Source organism: Vibrio sp. Vb0349 (assembly GCF_033338975.1).
Genome location: NZ_JAWOTS010000005.1, coordinates 92,165 through 118,220, shown reverse-complemented (window position 1 = coordinate 118,220; position 26,056 = coordinate 92,165). Strand labels below are relative to the sequence as shown.

The following is a 26,056-nucleotide window of genomic DNA, read 5'->3' as shown; positions in this document are numbered from 1 at the left end:
TGTCTCGTTTGTGGCTAAAGTCTTCAGTTTAGTCAAGCTTATCCGCTTTGCCTGCTGGTCCCGCGAGTTTTGCTAGCCACTTATCCCAGATGAATGGCGTCTGCTCGTTATCTTCTGCTTCCTCTTTGCGACGTACCGCGTTGCGTACCATCATTGCTCCCGTCCAACGGAATGGCTCTGGCGGGAAATGCCCCAACGGCCCTTTGGCTAAACCGCTTTTCGTCCATTCATTATCGATTCCCAATGCCAACGAAGATAAGATTTTTCCGCCCATTCGAGTCTGCGCTACACCATTGCCTGAATAACCAAATCCGTAAAAGATATTGCTCTGTTTATCTAGCTCGCCGAAAAAAGGGAAACCAGTAGCAGAACGATCAGAGCCCCCCGTCCATGAATAAGCAAACTCCTCCCCTCTCAAATGAGGAAACAACTTATCGAACGACTTGCGCAGTAGACCTTGGTAGCGTGTTGGCTTGTTAAACATTGCGTCAACTTGGTTATTGAAAGAAAACTGATTGCCGCCTTTCCCCAACATTAAACGGCCATCTGGCGTATCTCGGTAATAGTGGACGAAGATACGTGAATCCAACACGCTAGAACCTGCCTGCCAACCAGATTGAGGTAGTGCGTCACCAAGCGGCTTGGTGATCACCATGTCGGAAGAGACCACCACGATACTGTTTTTAAACTGTTTAAACTGCTCCACCATCCATGCGTTCAATGCCAATACCACCTGCTGCGCTTGAACATTTCCTTTAGGTGTACAGACAGTGGCAGGTTTTCCATAATCTAGACGCGTCATCGGCGTGTTCTCATAAACTTCTACACCCAGATCAATAGCAACACGGTGTAACCCCCTCACTAATAATGCAGGTTGAACGCTGGCTGCAACTGGAGAGTGAAAGCCTTCTATATGTCGAGGTGAACCCGCATTGGCACGCAGTTCCTCCACCGAGCAACGACGCCAACTGTTCACTTCTAATCGCTTTAACTCGTCCACAACTGGCTGCATTCCCCCAGTTTGAGCCTGATTGGTTGCAGTGTAATAAACCCCTTTCAACGATAAGTGCGCATCAATGTTGTGCTGCTGACAAAAGTCGTCAATCTCTAGCACTGCTTGTTCCGACTCTTTTACTAACCAAGCAGCATGTTCTTCACCGAATAACCGTTTCAATGTCGGAAACTTGGTAGACCAAGTAAGCATACAACCGCCGTTTGCGCCCGATGCACCACTGCCACAAAGGCCTTTTTCAATCACGACTACCTTTTTTTCCGGAGATTGCTGCTTAATCATAATCGCGGTCCAAAGTCCGGTGTATCCGCCACCAACAATCGCAACGTCAGTATTAATGTTCTGCTGTAACGGTTGTGGCGTTTCTGGTTGCTCAGCTTCAATTGCCTGCTTGAACCAATATGAATGATGTGTCATCGGGTATCCTCGTTAGTGCGTTACATCCATTTCCGCAAACACTTTACAAACGATGATGACAATCAACGAGCAAGAAAATCTAACGCTGAGCGATAGAAAATGTTGCACTGAGAGTGTGAAAATTTTCGCTTTCGACAAAAACAAAATGGGGAGCTCGTGGCTCCCCAAAACAAACAGCAAAAAATATTAGTGGTAAACAATTCAAGTCCGTCTTACTGGTTAGTATTTACCGGTATCACGCATGCGGTACTCGTATTGAACATTGAGAATAGGCTGGTAAACAACTTGCCCGTCACTTTGCAAGAACTCATTTACCATGACTTTTGAGTCAGTGATAGAAAACGATTGGCGATCAACATACGTTGTAAGGCTCGTAAACTCATCACGGAGTTGTCCAGATGATTTATTTTGGTAGCTTTGGATCATGTCTCGGCCCATTTCATAAGCCGCTTGTTTGCTATCCATTACGTCGCCATGGATAGTTTCGGTATCGTTTGTCCACTGATAACCACTAGCAAGAGCCATAGAAGGTGCAGCAATCAGAGCAATCGTACTTGCTAAAGTTGTTAAGCGTTTCATAAACCTCTCCTTACTTACCTTTACATCGGGCCAAAATTGGCTCGATACTTATAAGGTACGTATAAAGACCTAAAACACGTCAAAACAATTTCAAATAATGTTCAATTTTCGTTCAACTTATTTCACATTAACTTAGCAACTCAACGTCATATTCAGCCGACATTCGCATTTTCTTTCTTTTGAACAATGGGTTTCAACCTGACACTTCCTTACCAAACCATACAATACCTAAGGTCAATTTTCTCTTAGAATTCCAGCAAAAGAACAGTGTTCAAAACCTTACACAAACGTCGGACACAGCAAAAACCACCTCTTTTCAGTCGTGCTTTGCATTCCTCCTTTTCGGGTTCTTCGCTGCTCGTCCGTCGGTTCTTAATTGTCGCTATTGAGCACAAGTTAATCTGGAGTGAAAATGACCGCGAACAAATCCATTTTTTACCATAGCAAATCGATTTACTCAGATGATTATGCTGATGTCTACAAGCCAATTTGGACCTACAGAGCTAAGTTCATCTTACGTGCGCTTTATTACAAACGTGCATTTAAGCACCTTTCAGACAATATTGAATCGTCATTGTTAGAGTTGCTTTGTACACGTACGCATCGGTTTTTAGAGAAACCGTTTCGTCCGTATATCATCAAAAACAACTCAGCGTTCGATCGTTCTAACTTGGTAGTTGATCACTATAAAACTATTTCAGAACTGTTTTCTAAACAAACAATCGAAGAAATCTACACAGACTCGAAAGGCCTAACATTAGCCTCTTTTGAAATTGACGAAATACTGTACTCGGTGAGATTAGTATACGAAGCACGTTATCAAAAAGAAGGCGACATGAGCCTAGTGCTGCACAGCGCTGAAGATGGCAACTTCTACACGCTCTCTTTTACGCTAGGTCACATCGAATCTGGACGCAGCATTATGATTGGCGGCTTACAAGGACCGCGAAGCAGTGAAGAAAACAACGCGAAAATTAAAAAGCTAACTCGTAAGCTTTACGGACAGAGACCAAAAAGCTTGATGGTGAGCTTGCTCACTTTGCTCGCACAAATTTGGGAAGTAAATACGATTCTAGCGGTGAAAACGCAGTCCCATACTTACGCAGCTAAACGTTACAGCAAAGGGCGAATAAAAACGGATTACGATGCACTCTGGCAAGAATTGGGCGGCACCGAATACAATCGTCATTTTTACTCAATTGATGTAAATGCACCCCGTCGAGATATCGAAGGCATGTCGCGCTCTAAGCGTTCGATGTATCGTCGCCGTTATGAATGGCTAGACAACACCAAGGTCACTTTCGAACAAATATTAAAAGGCGAGCAAGCTAAAAGCTAAGGAGAAGCGTTCATGCGTTATTCATTCATTACTGCTTTAGTGCTGTCGGCTTTTTCTTTGTCAGCCAATGCAGAAACCAGTGAGCACATCATAGGTACAAACATTGGCTATGGCGATGTGAACTACGATGCTCCGACAAGCAAAGAATCAGGCGACATGTTCTTAGGTGAAATATATTACCGCTACATGCCAACACATAACTTTGGTATCGAAGCAGGTTATAAAGGCGCGTTTGACGGTATCGGCTCGATACTCGTGAGTCCGATTTCAGAAGTCACCGATACGAGCTTCTCCGGACCTCGCTTGAGTGGCTATGCTAGCTATCCTCTGGGTTCAGGTTTCGAACTGTACGGCAAGGCAGGTGTCACTCTCTACACTCTCGAATACACTTATAAAGTGAACGGTCAGAGCAAGAACATCGAACACTCAAGTGTCGGAGGTGAAGCGGCTGGCGGTATCGGCTGGAGCTATAAACACTTTGGTTTGAATGCAGAATATGTGTACTCAAAAAACAGCGATTTTGACTCTAGCGGCGTGATGTTTGGTGCGCAACTGCGTTTTTAAACAAGGCTTACAAGTTAATACAAAAGGCAGCGAGAGGCTCATTCGCTGCCTTTTTTCGTGAATATAGGTCAATACGCAAGCGCGAGAATGATCCCCGCCACGATAGAAGTAACGCCAAGCCCTCGGGTGAGATACCATTTCTCAGACAGAAACCAAATCCCCATAAACAATCCAAACACAATGCTGATTTGCCTTAGTGCTACGACCAAGCTCACGTTGTCTGTCATGGTCATCGCAAACAGTACCAAACCGTAGGTGGATGCCATCATTACCCCCGCCATGCTGGCTGTTTTGCGGATCTGCCACGCAGTCTTAATCTCATCTGGCTTGCCTGTAACCAAGCACCAAACAAGAGCAGGAATACCAATTGCCCAAAACTGCACGCCTAAGTAAAAGATCGCACTGTACTGATCATTCAAGATCTCTGCCGCTTGCCCTGTGAGTAAACTCAGCGCTTCTTTATCAACCAGGGAGTAACCCGTTGTGCCTATTGCGGCAATCAATGCCCAGAACACACCAACGTTCAAATAAGAGCCCAATGTCATTTGACGAAAGTTCGTCAGTGGTACCAGCATACAACCAAGGGTAATCAGCAAGAATCCAAGCCACTGCTGACTGGATAATTCATGCCCCAATGCCACACTGATTGCGCCGACCATCATCACAGGCAGTGCCCGAGCAATCGGATAAACCACCCCCACATCAGCGTGCTTATAAGCGACAATCAAACCAACCAGATAAACCATTTGTGAAATGCCGCTAATGAACAGCAATCCCCAAAACTCACTCGGTAATGATGTCCAGCCAATGGTTGCCAAATACCAAATCAAATAAGGGGTAAGAATGAAACATGCAGAAAAGCTGGCGGCCATGGTAAACGCGAGTCCAGAGCCTGAGTTGCTTTTGCCAAGGATATTCCAGCCCGCATGGAGAACAGCAGAGAAAACGACGAGACCAATCGCCAACAAATCCATTTCAACGTTCCTGTCTGAATAAAAGAAAGGCCCCGAGATGGAGCCTTAGATAATGAGAAAATCCACTTAACGATTGAGTTCCGCCAGAGATTCAATGCTGATGGCATCGTGTCGCCAATACTCGATATCGCAATCAATCAACTCACCGTGCTGGTTGTAGTTGATGCGCTCCACCACCATCGCGGGAGTGCCAGCTGTCGCGCGCAGTGCCTGAGCCATTTCACCCAACAAAGTGCTCGTTGAAATGCGGTAGCGAATCTTTTGATACGTCACGCCATAATGATCGCGGTAAATGTCCGTCAGTGAATTTGATAAATCGTAGTCCAACAGGTTCGGAAACAGCTCTGGGCGAATGTAGTTTGTTACGAATACCACTGGTCTATCTTCAAGGTATCGCACACGGTCGACTCGATACACGTCCGAGAAAGGTTGCAAGTCCAGCAAGCGTGCGGCTTGTTTGTTTGCCAACGTCCCTTTTGCTGCGACCAACTCCGTTTTTGGCACGCGATTTTGCGCTTTCGCCATGTTCGGGAAGTTCAGTGTTTGGGTTGGGTCGTAACGCAATGGCTCAGGTGAGATAAACCAACCTCGGCGATCTTCGCGATAGATTCGACCTTCCGCTTCTAGCAGTGATAAAGCTTCACGCAGAGTGACGCGTGTAGTATCGAACGACTCCGCCAACTTACGCTCTGCTGGCAGTTTTTGACGCGGCGATAGCATGCCCGCTTCAATCTGTTCAACAATCGAATCTTTAATTTTTACGTATTGCACGAAGTGTCCTTATCTTTTGCGCCAAGCTTGTGTGCGATTTTCTAACAATTTACCCAAAGTCATCTGAACAATCTTCGCAATCGCGGCAGCCATCATGATCATCACAGCCATCGCTGCTGCAGCGCCAGTTTGACCTGCATCGTCCATATTCAGAATCGAGACCGAAGCCGGAATCGTATTAGTTGAGTAAAGGAATACTACCGCAGAAGTGGTGGTCAATGCATTAACAAACAAGTAAGTCGCAATGTCCAAAATCGCAGGTAAACATACAGGTAATGTCACTTTAAAGAACAACTTGTATTGAGGAAGCTTCACCGATGCTGCTGTGGCTTCAATCTCCGATGGCAACTGCTTTAGCGCTGTCAGGGCGGTCATGTGACCCACTGTGTAGTAATGCACTACCGTGTTAATCACCAAGAACGCCATGGTGCCATAAAGCACATTCAGAGGATTATTCGCATCATTGAAGTAAAAGATGTAACCCAAGCCAAGCACCATACCCGGAACCGCCATTGGCACCACGCTAAGCATTTGCATCACCTGACGAATTGGACCAAACGCACGCCCTTTCTCAATGCAGTAAGCACCGACAAAGATAATGGCTGTACCAATAACCGCCGTCCAACCTGCAAGTGTTAGCGAGTTGAAGAATGGGCTCCAACCGTAGGTGCTCATTTCAGCAAAATTGTAGTTGTTTAGCGTCAGCGCTTTGTTCCAAGGCCAGAACGTAACTAACGAGCCATACACCGCCATGCCAAGCACAGCCAGCACTGCGATAGAAATGATGCTGCAGTAAACCAAACAGATGCTGTCGCGCGCTTTATTAGGTTCTGGCTGATAAGGCACCGAGCGAGTGTCGAATAAGCTCTTTTGTTTTTTCTGTACCCAGCGGTCTGCGCCAAACGCCATTACCGCAGGGAATAACAACATAATGCTAGTCACCGCACCCATGGCAAAGTTTTGCTGTCCCACGACTTGCTTGAAGATGTCAGTCGCCAGAACGTTGTAGCTACCACCAATCACTTTCGGCACACCAAAGTCCGTGATAACTAGCGTAAAGACGACAATGAGCGTGCTGATCAAACCGTATTTCGCCGCAGGTAACGTCACCATAAAGAAAGTTTTGATGGGAGAGGTTTTAAGTGCACGAGCTGCTTCATACAAACGGGCATCTGAAGTACGCAGCGAAGTGGTCAAAATCATCAATGCATGAGGGAATGTCCAGAAAATCAAACCCATCGAGATACCAATCACGCCATAAATCGAGTTTCCTAACAGCATCTCTTTGGCAATACCTTGATTACCGAAAAGGAAGATCAAACTGATCGCCGGCAACAACGAAGGCGCAAGAATTGGCGCAGTACCTAGGATTTGAAACAAACCTTTAAACGGCATACATGAACGAGTCAGCGCGTAGGCATAACCAAACGCAAGCACACCCACTACCGAGGTCACAATCACGCCCAAAGTGAAGGTGTTTCCCACCGACACCCACAAGCTTGAAGAAGAAAAGTACGTCGCAAAGTTTGCCAATCCGACAAATTCGCCATTGGCATTTTGCACACTCTTGGTCAACATTGCCCAAAGCGGCATTAAGATGAACAGCACCATCATGGTCGACAAGCCTGCGAGCAAACCGAACAACACAAGGTTATCGCGGCTGACACGTCCGAGTAAGGATTTTGCTTTGTCTTGTGTGGTCAGGCTATTCATCGTCATTGTCTTCGCATCCATGTTTACACCTACGCTGCTAGCGCTTTATCAACCGAGGGCACGGCGTAACCATGCAGCCCTTCTTCAGCAAACTGGATGTAACGTACATCGCCCGCCTTGATATTGAGTTTTTGAACCGTTTCCACAGGCACATCCACTACGATGGTTTTCGTTGAGCTGTCGTTTTGCAATACGCAATCAATGCGGAAAAACGCCCCCAGAAACTCGGTTGCCGTAACTCGCACAGGTAAAGAGTTATTGTAGTTTTCAACGAACTTGATGCTTTCAGGACGCACCGCAAGGTCGAAGCGGTCACCACGTTGGATCTTACGATTAGTCAAGCTTGGCGCTGGCATCAAGGTTTCAGCAATGCGCACTTGGGAGTCTGTTGCGGCTGAGGTTTCAATAAAGTTCATGCTGCCGACAAACTCAGCAACAAAGCGCGTTGCTGGTTGTTGGTAGATCTCTTGAGGTGTACCGACTTGCTCAATCACGCCATGGTTCATCACCACAATGCGATCCGCCATCGACAATGCTTCGTCCTGATCGTGCGTAACCATGATGGTGGTGATGCCCAGCTTACGTTGCAGCTTACAAATCTCGTCACGTAAGTGAACACGTACTTTTGCATCTAGCGCTGACAGCGGCTCATCAAGTAACAGTAGACCCGGTGACAACGCCAATGCACGAGCCAAAGCAACACGCTGCTGCTGACCACCAGAAAGTTGGTTAGGGAATTTCTCGCTAGAGGTTGGAAGACCAATGGTTTCTAACCAGTAATCCACCTTCTCTAACGCTTCTTTGGTCGACATACCTTGGTTCTTCAAACCCACCGCAATGTTCTCTTGCACAGTTAGGTTCGGAAACAGCGCGTAAGACTGAAACACAATGCCGAAATCACGCTTTTCTGGTGGTAGAAATGTGGTCTCTTGACCGTTTTGAAAAATCGCACCAGACGTTGGCAAGTCTAAACCTGCAATGGCACGTAGCAGAGTGGTTTTACCGCAGCCAGAAGGACCAAGAAAACAAACAAACTCGCCCTTTTCAATCGCTAGCGAGATTTTCTTTAACGCAGTGAACTGTCCGAATTGCTTCACTACATTTTCGATATTTAGGTAATGTTGGTTAGTTGACATAACACATGCTCCAAATGGTATATACCAATTTTAGTTTTGGAGTGTTACGCTCCAATGACAAATTTATAGCCAGAAGATGACAAATAGATGAAGGGCGATGAGAGTGGTAACTAGAGATTCCCGACTTTCTTAAGTCCGTCATTCCAGCGAACCTAGGTGAGACTAGGAATCTACTTGCAGCAAACTCTGAAATAACAGAGAAAACAAAAAATCCACCTCAACCGAGGTGGATTTCAGCATTCAACTCAAAGCAAATTCAATTAAGATTTTGGCTCTGATTTCGCATCGAACTTCTCAGACCATGCTGCTAAAATCTCTGCACGCTTACTGCCCATTTGCGCGAAGTCCATCTTCGCCATGTTCTCTTGAACATTAGGGAAGTTAGACACAGTCGCTTTCACTTCTTTATGTGCAACCACCGGATACATTTCTACGTAAAGCTCGTTTGCCGCTTTAGAGATTGACCAGTCGACAACACGTTTCGCTGCATCCGACTCTTTTACTAGACCAACGGCTTCTGATTCCCAACCGATGCCTTTTGGTGTGATCACCGCTAGTGGCGCGCCTTGTGTTTTCAACTTCGCGCCGCGGCTTGCCATCGAAATACCGATAGCCACTTCACCCATGCCCGCTTGAACACATGGCTTAGAGCCAGAGTGCGTGTAGTGTGCAATGTTCTTGTCTAGGTCACGCATGTAGGTCCATGCCTGATCTTCACCCATGTTTTGTAGCCACGCAGAAACCTGCATGTAGCCAGTGCCTGAAGACGCTGGGTTAGGCATTGCAATGTGACCTTTGTAAACCGGCTTTGTTAGGTCTTCCCAGGACGTTGGTTTCGGTAGGTTAAGTTGTTTCGCAACCGCTTCGTTGAAACAAACTGCGTTAAAGAATGCATCGTTACCGAACCAAGCTTGGTTTGATTGAGGGTCGTTTAGATTCGCATGCAGCTCTTCCAAACCTTTTGGTGTGTAAGGCTTAAGAAGACCTTCATCTTTAAGCAGTGCCATTGACGAGCCAGCAAGACCCCAAACCACTTCCGCTTGAGGGTTGTTCTTTTCTGCCAGCAACTTCGCCGTCATGATACCGGTGGAATCGCGAACCCACTTAATCTTGATATCTGGGTTATCTTTCTCAAACGCAGACTTGTATTTCGCAAGAATGTCAGTTTCGAAAGCGGTGTAAACCGTGACTTCCTGTGCTGCCATTGCATTCGTAGCTAGCAGAGAGACAAGTGCAGCCAGCGATCCTTTCATCAAACGGTTTTTCATCATTTTCTCCAGTTAATTTGGCTAAGTTTTCATTTGGTCTGTACCAGTTGACGATATACACCCTACTTAGCCTTTGTGACGAAATCATGACCATTAAATGGCAGTTTTACGAAAACTTGCGATGAATAATCGTTCAATTGATCCGCCATTTTCTGGATGTTAAAGTTTTATGAAATTGAATATTCGCCTATTTACTGCCCTTTTCTTCCTCGCTAGAGTGAACTCGAAATTTGGTGTAGACCAACTAGCCTATTCTGATGGAAATCGAGATGAAAAACGAATACCTACTACTGACTCCAGGTCCTCTATCTACTTCTGAAACGGTACGTGAAGCCATGCTAAAAGACTGGTGTACTTGGGATGATGAATACAACAAAGACATTGTAGAAGTGATCCGCACTAAGCTTGTAAAACTGGCGACGGAGCAAGACGGCTACACCAGCGTACTAATGCAAGGTAGCGGCACCGCATCAGTAGAAGCGACAATTGGCAGCGCCATTGGCAAAGATGGGAAGTTGTTGGTTGTCGACAACGGCGCTTACGGTGCGCGTATCGCTCAGATCGCTGATTACCTAAATATTCCATGCCATGTAGTTTCCCCAGGCGAAACATCACAGCCACACTTGAACGAGGTGGAAACTGCATTGGCATCGGATCCTGCGATCACCCACGTGGCGATTGTTCACTGCGAGACAACCACTGGCATGCTGAATCCAATTGAGGCATTTGCTTCCGCGGCAAAAGCACACGGTAAAGTGGTGATTCTCGATGCCATGTCGAGCTTTGGTGGCATTCCTATCGATATCGCAGAGCTAGGCATCGATTTTATGATCAGCTCTGCAAACAAATGTATTCAAGGCGTGCCGGGCTTTGGCTTTGTGATTGCAAAGCAAACTGAGCTCGAAAAGTGCCAAGGTCAGGCACGTTCTTTGAGCCTTGATCTTTACGACCAGTGGCACTGCATGGAAGTGAACCACGGTAAATGGCGTTTCACGTCTCCAACGCACACGGTTCGCGCTTTCTACCAAGCCTTGTTAGAGCTGGAACAAGAAGGCGGCATTGAAGCTCGTCATAACCGTTACCAAACTAACCAGAAAACACTGGTTGCAGGTATGCGCTCTTTGGGTTTCGAACCGCTACTGAGTGATGACCTTCACTCGCCAATCATCACTTCTTTTTACTCTCCGACACACAGTGATTACCAGTTCAAAGCGTTCTACACACGTTTGAAAGAGCAAGGTTTTGTGATTTATCCGGGTAAAGTATCGAACGCAGATTGCTTCCGCATCGGTAACATCGGTGAAGTTTATCCAGCAGATATCGAGCGCTTAATCGGTGCGATTGAAAAAGCAATGTATTGGCAAGTTGCGTAAAGCAGCCTTCTGATTGAGAGAGCGTTATGACTCAGAATATCAAACCGACCCATTTCCGCAGCGAAGGCGATGTCAACACAACACCAGCGCGCCAAGCTTGGAATGCATCGATGGATGACGAACGCACGCAAACATTATTGAAGCGTGATTCGGAGGTCTTTCTTCATCAAGCTATGTCGACGCCTTGCTTAGATACCTTGGAAGCAGCAGAAGGCATCTACATCCAAGATGCCACGGGCAAAAAGTACATGGATTTCCATGGCAATAACGTCCACCAGTTGGGCTACGGTCACCCGCATGTGATGAAACGCGTGCAAGAGCAAATTGCCAAACTGCCGTTTTCACCACGTCGTTTTACCAACGAGACCGCGATTGAATGTGCCGAAAAGCTCACCCAAATCTGTGGCGGTGAATTGAACCGTGTGCTGTTTGCTCCGGGTGGCACATCTGCGGTTGGTATGGCTCTTAAATTAGCACGCCACATCACGGGCAACTACAAGGTGGTGTCTCTGTGGGATTCCTTCCACGGCGCATCATTGGATGCCATCTCAGTAGGTGGCGAAGCGTGTTTCCGACAAGGCATGGGACCATTAATGGCAGGTGTTGAGCGCATTCCACCAGCCGTATCTTACCGTGGCGCTTTCCCAGTAGAGGACGGCAGCGACGTGCATTACGCCGACTACCTTGAATACGTGATTGAGAAAGAAGGCGGCGTGGGCGCATTTATCGCAGAAGCGGTTCGTAATACCGACGTACAAGTGCCAAGCAAAGCCTACTGGAAACGCATTCGAGAAATCTGTGGCAAACACAATGTCATGCTGATCATCGACGACATCCCGAATGGCATGGGTCGCAGCGGTGAATGGTTTACCTACCAAGCCTACGACATCGAGCCAGATATGCTCTGCATCGGTAAAGGTTTGGGCGGAGGCTTAGTACCTATCGCAGCCATGGTAACCAAAGACAAATACAACACCGCCGAGCAAATCTCCATGGGTCACTACACTCATGAGAAAAGCCCTATCGGTTGTGCTGCGGCACTGGCAACCATGGAAGCTATTGAGCAAGACGGCTTGCTAGATAAAGCCAAAGCCGACAGCCAGTTCATGCGTGAAAAGCTGCTAGAGATGAAAGCCAAATACCCAGTGATTGGTGATGTGCGTGGCATCGGCATGTTGTGGGGCATTGAACTGGTCACTGACCACGAAAGCAAAGCACGCGCGTATGACGAAGCGGAAGCTGTACTGTACCAATGCCTCAACAACGGCGTGAGCTTCAAGGTATCGCAAGGTAACGTGATTCAGCTCAGCCCACCGCTGATCATTACTCGTGAACAACTGACAGAAGCGTTGGCGATCTTCGAAGAAGCCATCGCCAAAGTGTGTAAAGACTTTTACTACTTTTAGGGTCAATAGACCTCAACAAAAACCAATTTACCCAGAGCGCGGTTCCAACGTGTAGGCAAGCGCTCTGGCAAGCAAGAAAAAAGGATTGAACATGAGCATTTCACCAATTCAAGCAGTGATCTTTGACTGGGCTGGCACTATCGTCGATTTTGGCTCTTTTGCGCCAACCAGTATCTTTGTGGAAGCGTTCAAACAAGGTTTTGATTTTGAAATCGACCTTGAAGAAGCGCGCGAACCAATGGGGCTTGGTAAGTGGGATCACATCCAAGCTGTGGGTTGCATCCCTGCGGTTGATAAGCGTTGGAATGAGAAGTTTGGTCGATCAATGACCAGCGAAGACATCGATGCTATCTACGCAGCATTTATGCCTTTGCAAAAAGCAAAAGTGGCTGACCACGCAGAGCCAATTCTCAATGCGATTGAAGTTGTGAACGATCTGAAAGACAAAGGCATCAAGATCGGTTCTTGCTCTGGTTACCCTCGCGAAGTGATGGACGTACTGATTCCAGTTGCAGCGGATTACGGCTACAAACCAGATTACGTGGTAGCAACGGATGACCTGCCTCAAGGTGGTCGCCCTGCACCATTTATGGCACTGAAAAACGTGATTGAGCTGAATGTAACGGACGTTAACGCGTGTATCAAAGTGGATGACGCAGCCCCAGGCATCGACGAAGGTCACAACGCCGGTATGTGGACCGTTGGTTTGCTGCTGTCTGGTAACGAAGCAGGTCTAACGTTTGAAGAATACCAAGCTGCGGACGAAGCAACACTTAATGCCGCTCGTGAAAAAGCGCGTGCAAAATTGCTCAAGAGCTCGCCGCACTACTTTATCGATACGATCGCTGACTTCCCAGAAGTGGTTGCAGATATCGAACGTCGCCTAGCAGCAGGTGAGCGTCCTTAGTAGAGAATCATTATTCTCACGCATAAAAAACCTCTCAGCATCGAGAGGTTTTTTGTATCACGTATTAGTTTCTAACCAAATGAGGTTAGTTGATCGCAGTACTCGCTCGGCGTTTTAGCTTAAAGCCCATGTCCGTTGCATGTTCTACAGGCTCACCTTTAATGGCTTGCAGTAACTTGTCTGCGGCTTTCGTCCCCATACGTTCGTAATCGAATTCCGCACAGGTCAAACTTGGGTAGGCGTGCTCACCCATGGAAGAGCCTTCCAAACAGATAATCGCAATGTCGGTCGGGACTTTCAGCACTCGGCGGTGACACTCAAACAATGCGCCAATCGCAATCTCTTCATGGCTACATACCAGAGCATTCAAACTTGAATCGCGCAGCAATAGTTTTGCCAATCCTTCCGCACCTAATTGTGAAGATGGTGCTTCGTGCGTGGTTAAGAAATGGTCCGGCGCAAGGTAGTTCTCAATCATCGCGCTTTGCCAGCCGTGTAGCTTACGTTGCAAAGTGGAGTGATCGCCGCGCGCACCAATGAAGCCCACGTTCTTGAAGCCTTGCTCAATCACATGCTTGGTACAGGCTTTACCCACCTCAAAATGATCAACACCGATATTGAGATAACTGGCTTTCGAACTTAGCTCAGCAATTTCCAATACTGACGTGTTCGAGGCTTCCAAAAGCTGATTAGTACGTTGGCTATGTTCATTACCAAACAACACCACTCCGGCTGGACGGCTCTCAAGAAATGTCGAAAGCAGTTTCTCTTCTTGCTCTACCGAGTAGTCGCTGTAACCAAGCAGCAACTGATAACCTGCCTTGTTCAACGCTTGTTGAAAGCTCGGTAAGAAAAGCGCGCACGCTTTTTCAAACAGGGAAGGAATGATAAGAGCGATGGAGTAACTTTCAGCAGACGCCAAAGCCCCTGCCGCTTTATTCGGGATATAGCCGAGCTCATCAACCACTTGTTGAATCTTTTCTCTCAGCTTGTCAGATACTAGCTCGGGCGTTCGTAATGCTCGCGACACCGTCATGGTGCCTACGCCGGCTTTTTTAGCGACGTCCGCCAAGGTGACATTGCCAGTACTTCTTCGTTTGCGAGGTTCGCTCATTGTTTTTATTTAGTGTTCTCTATTTTCTGCCGCGACATCTTACCACAGCGTTTTAGTGGTTTTGATATTAGCGCATTAGAAGTCGATCACAAGCATATGAAACTCGGATGACTGATAAAAATGGTAGCGCTATCACAATTTATGATAGCGCTATCAGATAGCGCTACCATTTGTGATCATTCTCAGGTTTTTCTGACAAATTGATCGATAAAGTACGCAGCAACAAAACAACAAATCGGAAACATTCCAATGCTACGTGAACTGATTACCTCTGATGTCATTCGCATCCATTCTGACGCAACCGACTGGAAAGATGCGGTGAGCAAATCCTGTGAAGCACTGATTGAAAATGGTGCGATTGAGCCAAGCTATGTGGACGCTATTTACCGCTCACACGAAGAGCTCGGTCCTTACTACGTGGTAGGTCCTGGTATGGCAATGCCACACGCTCGCCCTGAAGATGGCGTTAACCGTTTGTCTCTTGCCATCACGGTGATTCAAAACGGCGTGAACTTCGATTCTGAAGGTAACGATCCAGTAAAAATGCTGGTTACGCTAGCCGCGACAGACAGTAACTCGCACGTGGATGCGATTTCTAAACTGGCTGAGTTGTTTATGAATGAAGAGCATGTAGAAGCCATCTGCACCGCTCAAAACACACAAGATGTTCTCGCGATCATCGAAAAGTACTAACTCCTGATGTGCCCTTCAAAATGGGCATACACCCCTATAAAAAGAAAAGGTCTGAATTATGAAAATTATGGTTGTTTGCGGTCACGGTCTTGGTACTAGCCTAATGATGGAAATGAGCATCAAAGGCATCGTGAAAGAATTGAATGTAAACGCAGAAGTGGATCATATCGATCTAGGTTCTGCAAAAGGTACGGATTGTGACATCTTCATCGGTACTAACGACATCATTGAACAGTTGAACGCACTTGGCGTTGAACCTCGCATCGTTGCGCTTGATAACATGGTCGACAAAGTGGCAATGAAAGAGCGTCTATCTGTGGCACTTCAAGAGCTTGGCGCTCTATAAGGTGGCGTTATGGAATTCTTCAGTTTCTTAATGAACGATGTCCTATCAGAGCCGGCGGTTCTGGTAGGTCTTATCGCCCTAATCGGCTTAATTGCCCAGAAAAAACCGGTCACCGAGTGCATTAAAGGCACGGTAAAAACCATTCTTGGTTTCATCGTGCTTGGTGCGGGTGCGGGTCTGGTTGTAACTTCTCTGGGTGACTTTGCGACGATTTTCCAACACGCGTTCGGCATCACTGGCGTGGTTCCAAACAACGAAGCTATCGTCTCTATCGCGCAAGAAGCGTTTGGTAAAGAGATGGCGATGATCATGTTCTTCGGTATGTTAGTGAACATCTTGATCGCTCGCTTCACGCCATGGAAATTCATCTTCCTAACAGGTCACCACACTCTATTTATGTCGATGATGGTAGCGGCGATCCTTGCTTCTAGCGGCATGAAAGGTGTTCCACTGATCGCACTTGGCTCTCTGGTTGTGGGCTCTGTGATGGTGTTCTTCCCTGCGATTGCTCACAAGTACATGAAGCAAGTAACAGGTTCTGACGACGTTGCGATTGGTCACTTCTCTACCCTTTCTTACGTACTAGCGGGCTTTATTGGCAGCAAGTTCGGTAACAAAGAACACTCTACTGAAGAGATGAACGTACCTAAGAGCTTGTTGTTCCTACGTGATACGCCTGTAGCAATCTCGTTCACCATGGGCATCATCTTTATGGTGACGTGTATCTTCGCTGGCGGTGACTTTGTACGCGAAGTCAGTGGTGGTAAGCACTGGTTCATGTTCGCATTGATGCAATCCATCACATTCGCCGGTGGTGTGTACGTTATCCTTCAAGGTGTACGTATGGTTATCGCAGAAATCGTTCCAGCGTTTAAAGGCATCTCAGACAAACTAGTACCAAACGCAAAACCTGCGCTTGATTGTCCGGTTGTATTCCCATACGCACCAAACGCAGTATTGGTTGGCTTCCTATCGAGCTTTGCGGCGGGTCTTTTGGGCATGTTCCTACTTTACGTGATGGGGCTTACTGTGATTATCCCTGGTGTCGTTCCACACTTCTTTGTAGGTGCAGCGGCAGGTGTATTTGGTAACGCTACAGGTGGTCGTCGCGGTGCAATCTTGGGTGCTTTTGCACAAGGTCTATTGATTACCTTCCTACCAGTATTCCTAATGCCAGTACTTGGTGACCTAGGCTTTGCTAACACGACCTTTAGTGACGCAGACTTCGGCGCTGTTGGTATCCTACTGGGTCTGATTGTTCGTTAAGTAGTTAGTCTGAATATGACTAGCTGATAACTGACTTGATTGATGCGGGAATAGGCTCATCGGCATCAATCCTAAAGAGTCTCTAGTCATAGCAAGCGACTGACTTTAGAAGAACCGGAGCATGAAAGAAAACAAACGCCCCTCACGTGAGGGGCGTTTTTCTTTTTGGCACTATCTTAAGGAGGTTTGGTTTATTGAAACGTACTTCCGTTAGATAGCAGCTTTCTTGTCGGCTCTTGCTCGGTGTATTCGACCGCATCGTGATCCGCGAGCTTATCGACTTCCGCCTGTTCACCCACCACAACCAACACGTGTTGTTTCACCAGAGCGTCGACCACTTCAATGTTGTGCTGACGAAGAAGCGCTCTCACTTCGCTCTCTTTTCCTTCATGATACTTAACAAAGTAACGCGCAGGTTGCTGCTCGGCTTGATCTTGGCGTTCATCCACGAGAGGAAATCCTTGATTGTTTGCCAAGCTGCTTGAGCTCAGTCCGATTGCCAATAGTGCGGTAGCGCCTACCACAGACAAAGAAAGTAAGGTCAACTTCTTCATAGTCACTCCTTATTGAAAGGTCAGAGTCCAACTGTTGATGGTGCCTGTGTCTCTTCTGGCACTGTCCACCGCTTTTAGTTCCCATGTACCTTGCGATTCAAAACCAGAAAAATCCGCTTGGAACGTATTTTTTATATCGTTAGCGCTGCCGCCAGTATTATTGTGAAGTACAACTTCTCCACCAGTCGGTGACGTTAAAGTCACTCGTAGATCACCGATGTAAGTGTGGCTAATATCAACGTCAATACTTACTGTGCCTGAATCACCAGAGCGATCGACTTCTACTGCACTGATTGCGCCAGAAGATTTATTATCTGGAATCGCAACAGGGCTGGTATTTGAGAAGCTAGAGTCCGAAGAGCTACCACCATCAGGTCCATTACAGCCAGCGTCCAAGAACAGCTTCGCCGCTTCAGCATTAACTAGGCCGTGGCCAGTACGGTTGTCTCGACCAGCAACATCAATATCTGTTGCAGTTTTCACTAGGGCATTACGTACTTGCGCTGCTGTACAGGTTGGGTGGTAACTCCACACCAAGCCAGCTACGCCCGTTACGTGCGGTGTCGCCATTGATGTACCATTGTAGTACTCGTAATCTTCACCAGAGGTTGTTGCAACAGTAATTTCCTGACCAACATACCCCAATAGCTCTTGACCAAATGCACGATCAACCGTTACCGAAACCATACGATAAGCGTTGTTTGTGTCTACCAAGAAAGGGTTTTGTAAACCAGGTAGTTCAGAGTTGCTGTATACGATTGCAGCTCGCGCACCCGCATTGTAACAAGCCTGAACCGCATCTACTTCAGGGTAGTTTCCTGAAGACTGGTTGCCGATACGCTCAGTCAAACAAATTTTGCCCGACATATCACCACAGTTAAAGTTACCGCCAGATACATCACAGCTATCTAGCGTTGCCGTTACTGAACCCGCGATTGGATCCGGAACATACGAAGAACCGTTATTGATCAAACGATTGTGAGGAACAATCCCACGATCAAACTGACTGACACCATTCAAGGTAATATCAGAAAGTTTACCTTCACCTACCGTAACCGTTGATAAGATCGCCACACCCGGGCCTGAGATCTCAACTTGATTAGTAGATTGTGAGAACGCTGCATGATCATTTTGATTATCAACGGCCGCAACAGACATCACTGAGTCATAAGAAGCTGGATAGCTGTGCGCTGTATTGCCATCATTACCCGCAGCTGCGATCAATAGAACGCCTTGATCGTAAATATTTTGCAGTGCATTTTGCTCAGTTCGGCTTGATTGACTACCACCAAGGCTCATGTTCACAACGTTAGCACCATTATCGGCACAGGTCTGGATTGCTTTAACAAGCCCAGATGAGTAACCCCAACCCGATTCATTAAATACTTTCACGATGTGCAAATTAACATTCTGGTTTGGCATCACACCCTTTACACCTTCGGTGTTGGCAATCGCAGCAATCGTACCCGCGACGTGAGTACCGTGGGCATTGTTGTTACCCGGATCACTCCATGATCCCGTACCACTATCGTTAGTACCAGCAACGCGGTTACCGCTTAGGTCGTTGTGCGAAATGTCGTACCCTGAATCGATAATACATACAGTGCGATTACCCGCATTGAAGTCAGCTAGCAGTTGAGCATTAACCGCTTCATATCCCCATGGGGTCGTTTCGCTGAGCAAATAGCGAGGTGGATCGACTTCCACGTATTCCACATCACTACGGTTGCGAAGCGGCTCTAAGTCATCGCCATCCAATTCAACGCTGTAAATGGCGCGATTGCCCAGTTTTTCCACCTTACGTGCCTTCACCTGTTCTAGAACAGACTCCTGCGCGATTCGTGGCCCCCAGAATGAGTTACCACCCATTGAAGAACGGCTGACTGCATCTTCTTTGAATTTGACGATGTACTTCGTCGGTAACTTAGATTCATCAAATCCCATTGGTGGAGCCGCAAACGCTGACATCGAAGTGGTCAGTGCTATTGCTACGGCAGACAACGAAAATAAGCCTTGTTTTTTACTTGTTGTGTAGTGCATTTGCCCTATTCCTTATTTGAGCTAATTTTTATTCACTATATTCTCATGAAAAGTCATCATCATGATGTTTGCATGAGAGCTTCAGCTATAGTTTACAGAGCAAAAATGCCAAACAATTTGTTTCATGAATATAAAAATTTGTACAAAAGATCATTCAATAAACACTTTAAGTTAACATTAAAAATAATCAACAAAACCTTATAAAGCAATTACTTAATTAACAAAAAGTGAATGTTAAATTAATGTTAGTGAGTAATTATTCTAAATATAACCCATTTAATCGATTGCTATGCTGAATGGATTTTTTGACCGTGATGCCAAAACTGAAATATTGAATATTTAGTTGTTGACTGTCTTGAGCATTTACTCAGAATTAGAAGGTTTAGTGAGAAAAATTCTCATCTAAATACTGTTATAGCCGAGCGTATTCACGCATTCGGAACAATAACCATTACAAGAAGAGTGAATGATGAAAAAAACAATCACACTATTAACTGCATTACTTCCGCTTGCCTCCGCCATTGCAGAGGAGCCAACTTTATCACCAGCAATGGTTTCTGCGGCTGAAGTGGTTAGCGCGCAAGAAAATCAAACTTATACGTACGTTCGATGCTGGTATCGTACGAGCCACTCTAAGGACGATGCGGCTACCGATTGGAAATGGGCAAAAAACCAAGATGGTAGTGACTTCACTATCGATGGTTATTGGTGGAGCTCTGTTTCATTTAAAAACATGTTCTACACCAATACCTCACAAAACGTAATTCGCCAGCGTTGTGAGGAAACACTAGATCTAGCGAACGAGAACGCAGACATTACATTTTTTGCTGCCGACAATCGTTATTCTTATAACCACACGATCTGGAGCAATGATGTTGCAATGCAACCAGATCAAATCAACAAGGTGGTGGCTTTGGGCGATAGCTTGTCTGATACAGGCAACATCTTTAACGCGTCCCAATGGCGCTTCCCTAACCCTAATAGCTGGTTCTTGGGTCACTTCTCAAACGGTTTTGTTTGGACGGAATACGTTGCTAAAGCCAAAAACTTACCGCTATACAACTGGGCAGTTGGTGGCGCAGCAGGTGAAAACCAATACATCGCGCTAACTGGTGTCGGCGAACAAGTTTCTTCTTACTTAACCTACACAAAGCTGGCGAAGAACTACAACCCTGCTAACACATTGTTTACGTTAGAGTTTGGTTTAAATGATTTCATGAACTACAACCGTAGCGTGCCGGAAGTAAAAGCGGATTACGCTGAAGCTCTGATTCGTTTAACAGACGCTGGCGCGAAGAACTTCATGTTGATGACACTGCCAGATGCAACCAAAGCACCACAGTTCAAATACTCAACACAGGAAGAAATTGAAACGATTCGTGCGAAAGTATTGAAGATGAACGAGTTCATCAAAGCACAAGCGATGTACTACAAAGCCCAAGGCTACAACATCGCATTGTTTGATACACACGCACTGTTTGAGAAGTTAACCTCGGCACCAGAAGAACACGGTTTCGTAAATGCAAGCGACCCTTGCTTAGACATCAACCGTTCATCCTCTGTTGACTACATGTACACTCACTCATTACGTTCTGAATGTGCAGCATCTGGCGCAGATAAGTTCGTGTTCTGGGATGTGACTCACCCAACCACAGCAACGCATCGTTATGTGGCTGAAAAAATGTTAGAAAGCAGCAATAACTTAGAAGAGTTTCGCTTTTAATAAGCCGTTGTTGTTCATTGCAAGTTAATCTGCATAAAAATGACCACGATGCTTCGTGGTCATTTTTTATCGATATCGACCCCCGATAACGGGTTTATTTGAGCTCGCTTACTTCAAGCCGTTGATTTAGAGACGTTGACTTTGAGCAGTCTCATTCAGCGTTCTGTTTTGGTACGTTACCGCGGAAGCTGTTCACCATAATAGAGATCAACGTCTTTAAGGTTTCATCATCACTGCGGTATGAGTAGGCTCGTATACCCGTAAACTGAACCTGGAACAACTGAGCAAGAAGCAATGTATCCTGGGCTTCAATTTCGCCATTCTCGATTGCTCGCTCAAACAGCTTTGCAAGAAAAGATTCAAATTGGTTTGCTAAGCTGTTTGTTTGATTGCGCAGCGCATTAAAATCCTCAGCAAATTCACTTGCTGATTTGACTAACATGCACACTTCACTGGGATTGGAGTCTCGCTGATTGATAACCACATCAATCGCGAAAGCTTCTATTGCATCTAGAACCGTTGTGTTCTGAGCTAAATGCAACTCAAACAGGGCTTGCAAGTTCGCAACGTACATTTTTAGCGCTTCACAATATAGCCCCTCTTTTGACCCAAACGTCGCATAAATACTTCCAGGACGCAGATTCACGCTATCTTGTAAATCACGTGTAGATGTTGCATGAAAACCTTTCTTCCAGAATAGATCCGAGGCGGCTTTCACCACTTCATCACGTTGGAATTTCTTTGTATTCGCCATGAGCAATTATCAATTTTGAACATATGCTCAATTTTATATTGAGCGACCGCTCAAAATCAACTATCCTGTTCTTGCCTAATCCGCTCATATCCAATTACAGGAGATTTAAACATGGCAGAATTTAAACTGTATACCGCAGAAAACGCACCCGAAGGATCAAAGCACCTGATTGAAAATTCAGTCAAAGCGTTTGGCATGCTACCAAATCTTCATGCTGTTATGGCTGAAGCGCCAACCTTGCTTGAGGGTTATCAAGTTGTGCATGAGCTATTTCAACAAACATCATTTAACGCAGAAGAATTGACCGTCGTATGGCAAACCATCAACGTTGAACATGGTTGTCACTACTGCGTTCCTGCTCATAGTGCGATCGCGGCATCAATGAAAGTGGATCAGGAGATTGTTGATGCTCTCGTCAACCAAACACCATTGGCAGACGAAAAACTTGAAACACTACGAGAGACAACGCTTCAAATGGTGCGCCAACGTGGTGTAGTGGAAGAGTCTCAGATAGAGAAGTTCTTTGCGGCGGGTTACGGACAGCAGCAACTGCTTGAAATTGTACTTGGTCTAGCGCAAAAAGTGATGAGTAACTATACCAATCACCTAGCTGACACCCCGGTTGATGCACCTTTCAAGAAGTTCGCCAAGTAACTTAAGCTTTTATTACTGGTCCCATTCATGGGACCAGTAATACCTTCAAAAAAGGCTTTGTTGCATGGCGCTTCGCTAGTGTGAGCTGACACCTAATTACAACGGCGCAACGTCGGCTCCTCCTAAAGACTGGTAAAGCGTAACCTGAGTGAGAAACTGGTTGTAGCGGTTCTCCAACAAAGAAGCTTGTGCGTTTCTGGTGTCTTCTTGGGCATTCAAATAGTCCATGATCGATGTCGAGCCATACTGATACCGCGCGGCATATATGGACTCAGCGGCACTTGCGGCATCATATTGTTCTTGTAAACGCGCCGCCTGATACTTCAATTTCTCGCGTGCCGACAAGGCATTTTCGACATCTTGGAATGCGGCGTACAACACTTGGCGATAACTCACAATAGCCGATTGATAGTCTAAATCGGCAATGGCTTGGCTATTTTTCATCTCATTCCACTGCAAAAACGGCAACGTCATATCTGCACCTAAACTGCCGATCGGGTTGGAAAGCAGGTCTTTGAGCGCTTGTGACGATCCACCCAAAGCCCCAGTGAGCGTCAGCTTAGGCAAGTAGTCCAAATCTGCTGCGTCTTTATTTGCTAGCGCGGCTTTGACTTCATAAATCGCTGCTTTAATGTCGGGTCTGCGGATCAATAAATCAGACGGAGCACCAACACTCAACGATGGCATATCGCCTTCAGGCAGCATTTGGATGTTTGCACTGATGCTCTTCGGCGGTTGATTGAACAAAATCGCAAAGGCGTTGTTTGCCTCAAGTAAACTCTGTTCAAACTCACTTTGCTGCGCTTGTAAGCTTGCCAACGTACGTTTGGCTTCAAGCACATCTAACTGATCCACAGCGCCAAGTTGGTACTGTTTTTCAATCAATTGTAGCGTTTGAGCTGCGTCTTCCACATTACGCTGACTGAGGTTTAAACGCTGTTTCAGATAGCCGATTTGCCAATATAACGATGCCGTCGTTGCCACCAAACTTTGTGCGGTCGCCTCGCGATCTTGTTGACTTGCCATCGCCGTCCACTTGGCTTGGTCAACGTCCGCCGAGATTTTTCCCCACAAATCCAACTCGTAATTGACGGACAAGTTAGTGCTGTAGCTATCTGCCGATTCCCCGCCATCAAGAGATTTTTGAACTTGTCCTGATGTGGAAGAACTCAACGTAGGGAAAAGGTCATCTTGCGCTAAACCCAGCTGTAAACGCGCTTTCTTTAGCGTTAGCGTTGCCAGCGTCAAATCGTTGTTTTGAGCCAACACCTGAGTAATGTATTGATTAAGCGTTGGGTCGTTAAACGCCAACCACCAAGGATCCATACTGACATCACCCGCAACATGCATCTGTTGCCAATTTGCAGGCACTTGCACCTCAGGAGCTTGATAGTCGCTACGCATAAGCGAACCACAACCTGACAACCACACTGCGCTTAAGGCAGCCGCGACCAATCGAGTTTTGAATTTCATTGTGTTACTCATTTTTAGTCTCTCGCTAGCGCTTCTATCGGATCGAGTTTGGCGGCATTGCGAGCGGGTAAAAAGCCGAAAGCGATGCCAATCAACGTTGAGCAAATAAACGCCCAGATGATCGAGTTCATTGAGTAAATCATTTGGAAGCTGCTGCCAGATGTACTGAATGCAAAACCAATCAAAAATGCCAAGCCAATACCAGCAATGCCACCACATAAACACACCAGTACCGCTTCAATCAAAAACTGACGCAAAATATCCGCTTGCCGCGCACCCACAGCCATTCGCACACCGATCTCTTTCGTGCGCTCTGTCACCGACACCAACATAATGTTCATTACGCCAATTCCGCCGACAATTAGGGAGATCACCGCAATCGCTGAGATCAGTAACGTCATGGTTGCGGTGGTTTTCTCGATGCTCTGACGAATGGTGTCAGTGTTAATCGTGAAGAAATCTTCTGTACCGTGGCGCATTTTTAACAAGTTGATGATGCTCTGCTCTACCGCCGCACTTGGGGCGTTCTCATCAATCCGTACAGTAATGCCGTTGAGGTAGCGTTGTCCCATCATGCGTCCCGACATAGTGGTGTATGGCACCCAAATTTTCAGCGCGTCGCTGTTACCAAACGCGTCTTCTTTTTTCTGCGTGACACCCACAATACGCACTGGCAATGAACCAAGAAAAATCACTTCACCAATCGGATTTCTATCCGCAAACATTTCCTTTCTGGTGTTGTCATCAATCACTGCTTCTTGGGCGAGTGAGTTCACGCTCTCTTCATCCCAAAACTGACCTTTGGCGATCTCATAACCGCGCACACGGAAATAATCTTCCCCAACCCCTTCCACAGACGCGGTTGCATCCTGATTGGCATAACGCACGGTTAAGCTGTTGGATAAAGACGGCGTGACACTGTCGACAAAAGGTAGACTCTCCAACGATTTAGCATCGTCGGCGGTTAGCGTTTTCACTCGTCCGGAGCGGCGGTCACCAAACCCTTTGCCCGGCCTGACATCAATGGTGTTTGTTCCCATGGATGAAATATTCGACAAAATTTGCTGTTGTGAACCATTACCTAGTGCCACCACGGAAACCACCGAAGCTATACCAATAATGATGCCGAGCATGGTCAAAAACGTGCGCATTCTGTGGCTAGACATCGCCAGCAGCGCCATTTTGAGCGCGTCAATAAAACTGTCCCACTTCCACCACTTACTGGCGACTTGCGCTGGGCGATGAAAAGACGCGCTCGGTGTATTTGCTGCTTGCTCATTGATTACAACTTGTGCATTTAGCGTATCTGCAATGATTTCACCATCTTTGATTTCAATGATGCGATCCGCAAAGTTCGCCACGTTCATATCATGAGTCACTAAGATGATCGTATGCCCAAGTTGATGCAATTCTTTAAGCAGTGCCATCATCTCTTGCCCACTGTGACTGTCTAATGCGCCAGTGGGCTCATCGGCGAGAATCACCTCACCACCGTTCATCAGTGCACGAGCAACACTCACGCGCTGTTGCTGGCCACCACTCAGTTGGCTGGGCTTGTGAGTCAAACGATCTTCCAGCCCCAAGCGAGCCAATAGTGACTGCGCTCGCTCCGTTCTTTGACGATGAGGAACTCCCGCGTAAACCGCCGGTACTTCCACGTTTGCCACCGCGGTTAGGTCCCCCAGCAGGTGGTAACGCTGGAATATAAAGCCAAAATACTCGCGGCGCAGCTCCGCCAGTTGGTCGGATTCCAACGTCGAGACATCTTGCCCATTAATGAAGTATCGACCGCTGGACGGTTTATCCAAGCAGCCGAGCACATTCATCAGCGTCGATTTACCAGAGCCTGATGCACCCACGATCGCGACCATTTCACCGCGTTTTATCTCTAAATTAATGTGGTTCAACACAGTAAGCGACTCGTCGCCAGAGACAAAACGTCGAGTTAAATCCTCAACTTTTAAAAGCACGTCACTCATC

Annotated in this window: 23 protein-coding genes; 10 read left to right on the top strand and 13 right to left on the bottom strand. The window is 46.6% G+C overall.

What is annotated here, in order from left to right:
* Positions 1-28 precede the first annotated feature (28 nt).
* Together R7Q47_RS08275 and R7Q47_RS08270 are read right to left on the bottom strand one after the other, a co-directional pair.
* Entirely contained in the window at positions 29-1,429 is a 1,401-nt protein-coding gene (locus R7Q47_RS08275) for an FAD-dependent oxidoreductase (protein WP_248486004.1), read from the bottom strand.
* A 219-nt stretch (positions 1,430-1,648) separates the two neighbouring features.
* The gene (locus tag R7Q47_RS08270) at positions 1,649-2,008 is read right to left on the bottom strand and encodes a DUF3316 domain-containing protein (protein ID WP_005374041.1); all 360 of its coding nucleotides are present in this window, start codon (positions 2,006-2,008) and stop codon (positions 1,649-1,651) included.
* Between the two features lie 412 nt (positions 2,009-2,420).
* Here R7Q47_RS08270 and R7Q47_RS08265 point away from each other — a divergent pair, with 412 nt between their 5' ends.
* Entirely contained in the window at positions 2,421-3,347 is a 927-nt protein-coding gene (locus R7Q47_RS08265; protein WP_005374042.1) for a VirK/YbjX family protein, read from the top strand.
* Between the two features lie 12 nt (positions 3,348-3,359).
* Positions 3,360-3,911: an outer membrane beta-barrel protein gene (locus tag R7Q47_RS08260; RefSeq protein WP_005374044.1), complete on the top strand. Its 552-nt coding sequence runs from the start codon at positions 3,360-3,362 to the stop codon at positions 3,909-3,911.
* A 68-nt stretch (positions 3,912-3,979) separates the two neighbouring features.
* On the opposite strand, the gene R7Q47_RS08255 is transcribed toward R7Q47_RS08260, so the two are convergent.
* The 5 genes from R7Q47_RS08255 to R7Q47_RS08235 all read right to left on the bottom strand — a co-directional run bounded on the left by R7Q47_RS08255 (position 3,980) and on the right by R7Q47_RS08235 (position 9,776).
* Entirely contained in the window at positions 3,980-4,885 is a 906-nt protein-coding gene (locus R7Q47_RS08255; RefSeq protein ID WP_213870237.1) for an EamA family transporter, read from the bottom strand.
* A gap of 66 nt (positions 4,886-4,951) precedes the next feature.
* Positions 4,952-5,656 carry a phosphonate utilization transcriptional regulator PhnR gene (gene phnR, locus R7Q47_RS08250; protein WP_005442366.1) on the bottom strand — a complete coding sequence of 235 codons (705 nt, stop codon included), beginning with the start codon at positions 5,654-5,656 and terminating at the stop codon, positions 4,952-4,954.
* Positions 5,657-5,665: 9 nt separating this feature from the next.
* Positions 5,666-7,390, bottom strand: coding sequence for a putative 2-aminoethylphosphonate ABC transporter permease subunit (locus tag R7Q47_RS08245; RefSeq protein ID WP_054728643.1), 1,725 nt, complete (start codon positions 7,388-7,390; stop codon positions 5,666-5,668).
* Positions 7,391-7,398: 8 nt separating this feature from the next.
* A complete protein-coding gene (locus tag R7Q47_RS08240; RefSeq protein WP_054728638.1) occupies positions 7,399-8,505 on the bottom strand; it encodes a putative 2-aminoethylphosphonate ABC transporter ATP-binding protein in 1,107 nt (368 codons plus the stop codon).
* Between the two features lie 260 nt (positions 8,506-8,765).
* Positions 8,766-9,776 (bottom strand): putative 2-aminoethylphosphonate ABC transporter substrate-binding protein, encoded by a 1,011-nt coding sequence (locus R7Q47_RS08235; protein WP_213903194.1) that lies wholly within the window; start codon positions 9,774-9,776, stop codon positions 8,766-8,768.
* 266 nt (positions 9,777-10,042) lie between these two features.
* Here R7Q47_RS08235 and phnW point away from each other — a divergent pair, with 266 nt between their 5' ends.
* The 3 genes from phnW to phnX all read left to right on the top strand — a co-directional run bounded on the left by phnW (position 10,043) and on the right by phnX (position 13,459).
* Complete coding sequence (gene phnW, locus R7Q47_RS08230) at positions 10,043-11,146, top strand: 2-aminoethylphosphonate--pyruvate transaminase (protein ID WP_005432490.1); 1,104 nt, start codon at positions 10,043-10,045, stop codon at positions 11,144-11,146.
* 26 nt (positions 11,147-11,172) lie between these two features.
* Positions 11,173-12,552 carry an aspartate aminotransferase family protein gene (locus R7Q47_RS08225; RefSeq protein ID WP_213893580.1) on the top strand — a complete coding sequence of 460 codons (1,380 nt, stop codon included), beginning with the start codon at positions 11,173-11,175 and terminating at the stop codon, positions 12,550-12,552.
* Positions 12,553-12,643: 91 nt separating this feature from the next.
* Entirely contained in the window at positions 12,644-13,459 is an 816-nt protein-coding gene (phnX, locus tag R7Q47_RS08220; protein ID WP_213893581.1) for a phosphonoacetaldehyde hydrolase, read from the top strand.
* Positions 13,460-13,544: 85 nt separating this feature from the next.
* Here phnX and R7Q47_RS08215 read toward each other — a convergent pair whose 3' ends face one another.
* Positions 13,545-14,573, bottom strand: a complete 1,029-nt coding sequence (locus R7Q47_RS08215; RefSeq protein ID WP_206955053.1) for a LacI family DNA-binding transcriptional regulator — start codon at positions 14,571-14,573, stop codon at positions 13,545-13,547.
* 249 nt (positions 14,574-14,822) lie between these two features.
* Between R7Q47_RS08215 and R7Q47_RS08210 the strand changes: the two genes are divergently transcribed.
* Genes R7Q47_RS08210 through R7Q47_RS08200 form a run of 3 tightly spaced genes read left to right on the top strand, consistent with a single transcriptional unit; the run spans position 14,823 to position 16,878 of the window.
* Positions 14,823-15,266 (top strand): PTS sugar transporter subunit IIA, encoded by a 444-nt coding sequence (locus R7Q47_RS08210; protein WP_005384357.1) that lies wholly within the window; start codon positions 14,823-14,825, stop codon positions 15,264-15,266.
* Positions 15,267-15,324: 58 nt separating this feature from the next.
* Positions 15,325-15,612 carry a PTS sugar transporter subunit IIB gene (locus tag R7Q47_RS08205; protein ID WP_318088916.1) on the top strand — a complete coding sequence of 96 codons (288 nt, stop codon included), beginning with the start codon at positions 15,325-15,327 and terminating at the stop codon, positions 15,610-15,612.
* Between the two features lie 9 nt (positions 15,613-15,621).
* Positions 15,622-16,878 (top strand): PTS ascorbate transporter subunit IIC, encoded by a 1,257-nt coding sequence (locus R7Q47_RS08200; RefSeq protein ID WP_005384349.1) that lies wholly within the window; start codon positions 15,622-15,624, stop codon positions 16,876-16,878.
* A gap of 191 nt (positions 16,879-17,069) precedes the next feature.
* Here the strand turns inward: R7Q47_RS08200 and R7Q47_RS08195 are convergent, their stop codons facing one another.
* A complete protein-coding gene (locus R7Q47_RS08195; protein WP_151515817.1) occupies positions 17,070-17,432 on the bottom strand; it encodes an ATPase in 363 nt (120 codons plus the stop codon).
* 9 nt (positions 17,433-17,441) lie between these two features.
* Positions 17,442-19,472 (bottom strand): S8 family serine peptidase, encoded by a 2,031-nt coding sequence (locus R7Q47_RS08190; protein ID WP_025768035.1) that lies wholly within the window; start codon positions 19,470-19,472, stop codon positions 17,442-17,444.
* A 466-nt stretch (positions 19,473-19,938) separates the two neighbouring features.
* On the opposite strand from R7Q47_RS08190, the gene R7Q47_RS08185 reads away from it, so the two are divergent.
* Positions 19,939-21,195, top strand: coding sequence for an SGNH/GDSL hydrolase family protein (locus R7Q47_RS08185; protein ID WP_213893582.1), 1,257 nt, complete (start codon positions 19,939-19,941; stop codon positions 21,193-21,195).
* Between the two features lie 151 nt (positions 21,196-21,346).
* Here the strand turns inward: R7Q47_RS08185 and R7Q47_RS08180 are convergent, their stop codons facing one another.
* Positions 21,347-21,949: a TetR/AcrR family transcriptional regulator gene (locus tag R7Q47_RS08180; RefSeq protein WP_005384344.1), complete on the bottom strand. Its 603-nt coding sequence runs from the start codon at positions 21,947-21,949 to the stop codon at positions 21,347-21,349.
* Between the two features lie 111 nt (positions 21,950-22,060).
* Between R7Q47_RS08180 and R7Q47_RS08175 the strand changes: the two genes are divergently transcribed.
* Positions 22,061-22,603, top strand: a complete 543-nt coding sequence (locus tag R7Q47_RS08175; protein ID WP_005374097.1) for a carboxymuconolactone decarboxylase family protein — start codon at positions 22,061-22,063, stop codon at positions 22,601-22,603.
* Between the two features lie 96 nt (positions 22,604-22,699).
* Here the strand turns inward: R7Q47_RS08175 and R7Q47_RS08170 are convergent, their stop codons facing one another.
* Both R7Q47_RS08170 and R7Q47_RS08165 read right to left on the bottom strand, forming a co-directional pair.
* Complete coding sequence (locus tag R7Q47_RS08170; RefSeq protein ID WP_081048933.1) at positions 22,700-24,076, bottom strand: efflux transporter outer membrane subunit; 1,377 nt, start codon at positions 24,074-24,076, stop codon at positions 22,700-22,702.
* A 14-nt stretch (positions 24,077-24,090) separates the two neighbouring features.
* Positions 24,091-26,055 (bottom strand): MacB family efflux pump subunit, encoded by a 1,965-nt coding sequence (locus R7Q47_RS08165; protein ID WP_161610504.1) that lies wholly within the window; start codon positions 26,053-26,055, stop codon positions 24,091-24,093.
* Position 26,056: the final 1 nt, after the last annotated feature.